The sequence below is a fragment of the Amycolatopsis sp. CA-128772 genome, from assembly GCF_002904295.1.
Classification (GTDB): domain Bacteria; phylum Actinomycetota; class Actinomycetes; order Mycobacteriales; family Pseudonocardiaceae; genus Amycolatopsis.
This window is the reverse complement of sequence record NZ_PPHG01000112.1, coordinates 1-3,380: the sequence shown is the minus strand read 5'-3', so window position 1 is coordinate 3,380 and position 3,380 is coordinate 1. Positions and strand designations below refer to the sequence as shown.

The 3,380-nt window shown below is 55.8% G+C and carries 2 rRNA genes; both read right to left on the bottom strand.

The window, feature by feature from the left end:
* Position 1: 1 nt before the first annotated feature.
* Positions 2 to 118 (bottom strand): 5S ribosomal RNA (gene rrf / locus C2L59_RS46370).
* A 72-nt stretch (positions 119 to 190) separates the two neighbouring features.
* Positions 191 to 3,314: ribosomal RNA gene (locus C2L59_RS46365) — 23S ribosomal RNA — on the bottom strand.
* Between the last annotated feature and the right edge of the window lie 66 nt (positions 3,315 to 3,380).

Below are 3,380 nucleotides of genomic sequence, written 5' to 3'. Positions count from 1 at the left end.
AGTTCGGCGGTGTCCTACTCTCCCACAACCCTTCGGTTGCAGTACCATCGGCGCTGTCAGGCTTAGCTTCCGGGTTCGGAATGGGACCGGGCGTTTCCCTGACGCTAAAACCACCGAAACACTCCGAAACAACACACACCGTTCACCGGCGTGGTGTTTCAGAACCGTAGAGTGGATGCGCAACATCTTCGTAGACAAGTCCTCGGCCTATTAGTACCAGTCAACTCGACAACACATTACTGTGCTTCCATTTCTGGCCTATCAACCCAATGGTCTGTTGGGGGCCTTAACCCACAAAGGGTGGGATACCTCATCTTGGAACAGGCTTCCCGCTTAGATGCCTTCAGCGGTTATCCCTTCCGAACGTGGCCAACCAGCCATGCCCTTGGCAGAACAACTGGCACACCAGAGGTTCGTCCGTCCCGGTCCTCTCGTACTAGGGACAGCCTTCCTCAAGTATCCTACGCGCGCGGCGGATAGGGACCGAACTGTCTCACGACGTTCTAAACCCAGCTCGCGTGCCGCTTTAATGGGCGAACAGCCCAACCCTTGGGACCTACTCCGGCCCCAGGATGCGACGAGCCGACATCGAGGTGCCAAACCATGCCGTCGATATGGACTCTTGGGCAAGATCAGCCTGTTATCCCCGGGGTACCTTTTATCCGTTGAGCGACACCCCTTCCACCAGGAGGTGCCGGATCACTAGTCCCGACTTTCGTCCCTGCTCGACATGTCTGTCTCACAGTCAAGCTCCCTTGTGCACTTGCACTCAACACCTGATTGCCAACCAGGCTGAGGGAACCTTTGGGCGCCTCCGTTACTCTTTAGGAGGCAACCGCCCCAGTTAAACTACCCATCAGGCACTGTCCCTGAACCAGATCATGGCCCGAGGTTCAGATTCCCAATTCGACCAGAGTGGTATTTCAACAACGACTCCACAGCCACTAGCGTGACCACTTCACAGTCTCCCACCTATCCTACACAAGCCGAACCGAAAACCAATACCAAACTATAGTAAAGGTCCCGGGGTCTTTCCGTCCTGCCGCGCGTAACGAGCATCTTTACTCGTAGTGCAATTTCGCCGGGCCTGTGGTTGAGACAGCCGGAAAGTCGTTACGCCATTCGTGCAGGTCGGAACTTACCCGACAAGGAATTTCGCTACCTTAGGATGGTTATAGTTACCACCGCCGTTTACTGGCGCTTAAATTCTCAGCTTCGCCATTGCTGGCTAACCGGTCCTCTTAACGTTCCAGCACCGGGCAGGCGTCAGTCCATATACATCGTCTTGCGACTTCGCATGGACCTGTGTTTTTAGTAAACAGTCGCTTTCCGCTGGTCTCTGCGGCCACCCACCCCTAGCCCGCGAAGGGCTTCAGGATGTTTGGCCCCCCTTCTCCCGAAGTTACGGGGGCATTTTGCCGAGTTCCTTAACCACAGTTCACCCGATCGCCTTGGTATTCTCTACCTGACCACCTGTGTTGGTTTGGGGTACGGGCCGTGCATGCACTCACTAGAGGCTTTTCTCGGCAGCATAGGATCACTCTACTTCGCCTCAAACGGCTACGCATCACGTCTCAGCCTTCACGAGTGACGGATTTGCCTACCACTCGGCCTACACGCTTACACCAGGACAACCATCGCCTGGCGGAGCTACCTTCCTGCGTCACCCCATCGCTTGACTACTACGAAATCAGGTCCCACGCTCCACACACCACCATCCACCCGAAGGCTTCAAGCGATGGCTTTGGGTGGTTAGTATCAAACGCCTCGTCATGGGCGCACATGCTCGGGTACGGGAATATCAACCCGTTGTCCATCGACTACGCCTGTCGGCCTCGCCTTAGGTCCCGACTTACCCTGGGCGGATTAGCCTGGCCCAGGAACCCTTGGTCATCCGGCGGCAGAGTTTCTCACTCTGCATTCGCTACTCATGCCTGCATTCTCACTCCCACACCCTCCACCGCTAGCTTCCGCCACGGCTTCCCTGGGTGCAGGACGCTCCCCTACCCATCAACACGACTACACACAAACCTCAAGGGCTCGCATGGATCACATGTGTCAATGACACAGCTTCGGCGGTGTGCTTAAGCCCCGCTACATTGTCGGCGCAGGACCACTTGACCAGTGAGCTATTACGCACTCTTTCAAGGGTGGCTGCTTCTAAGCCAACCTCCTGGTTGTCTGGGCAATCCCACATCCTTTCCCACTGAGCACACACTTAGGGGCCTTAGCTGGTGTTCTGGGCTGTTTCCCTCTCGACGACGAAGCTTATCCCCCGCCGTCTCACTGCCGTACTCTAACACCACGGTATTCGGAGTTTGGTTGATTTCGGTAACCCGGTAAGGCCCCTAGACCATCCAGTAGCTCTACCCCCGTGGAGAAACATACGACGCTGCACCTAAATGCATTTCGGGGAGAACCAGCTATCACGGAGTTTGATTGGCCTTTCACCCCTACCCACAGCTCATCCCCTCAGTTTTCAACCTAAGTGGGTTCGGGCCTCCACGACGTCTTACCGTCGCTTCACCCTGGCCATGGGTAGATCACTCCGCTTCGGGTCTAGACCACGCGACTATAGGCGCCCTATTCAGACTCGCTTTCGCTACGGCTACCCCACACGGGTTAACCTCGCCACGCAGCACTAACTCGCAGGCTCATTCTTCAAAAGGCACGCCATCACCCAACAAGTAGGCTCTGACGGCTTGTAGGCACACGGTTTCAGGTACTCTTTCACTCCCCTCCCGGGGTACTTTTCATCTTTCCCTCACGGTACTCGTCCGCTATCGGTCTTCAGGAAGTATTTAGGCTTACCGGGTGGTCCCGGCAGATTCACAGCAAATTCCACGAGCTCGCTGCTACTCGGGAACACCAAACAAACAACCAACAACGTGTTTTCGCGTACGGGGCTCTCACCCACTCCGGCCACCCATCCCAAGGCGTTCCACTAACACGCGTGATCATTCCGAGGACTGTCAGATCCTCGACGCTGGGTCCCACAACACCGCCTGCACAACGCCTGACAGCTTGACATGCAAACGGTTTAGCCTCTTCCGCTTTCGCTCGCCACTACTCACGGAATCACGGTTGTTTTCTCTTCCTGCGGGTACTGAGATGTTTCACTTCCCCGCGTTCCCTCCACACACCCTATATATTCAGGTGCGGGTAACACCACATCACTGGTGCTGGGTTTCCCCATTCGGAAATCCTCGGATCACAGCTCGGTTGACAGCTCCCCGAGGCTTATCGCAGCCTCCTACGTCCTTCATCGGCTCCTGAAGCCAAGACATCCACCATGTGCCCTTAACAACTTGACCACAAAGATGCTCGCATCCACTCTACAGTTCTCAAACACCACACCAGAAACAAACGTCCCTAGGGGG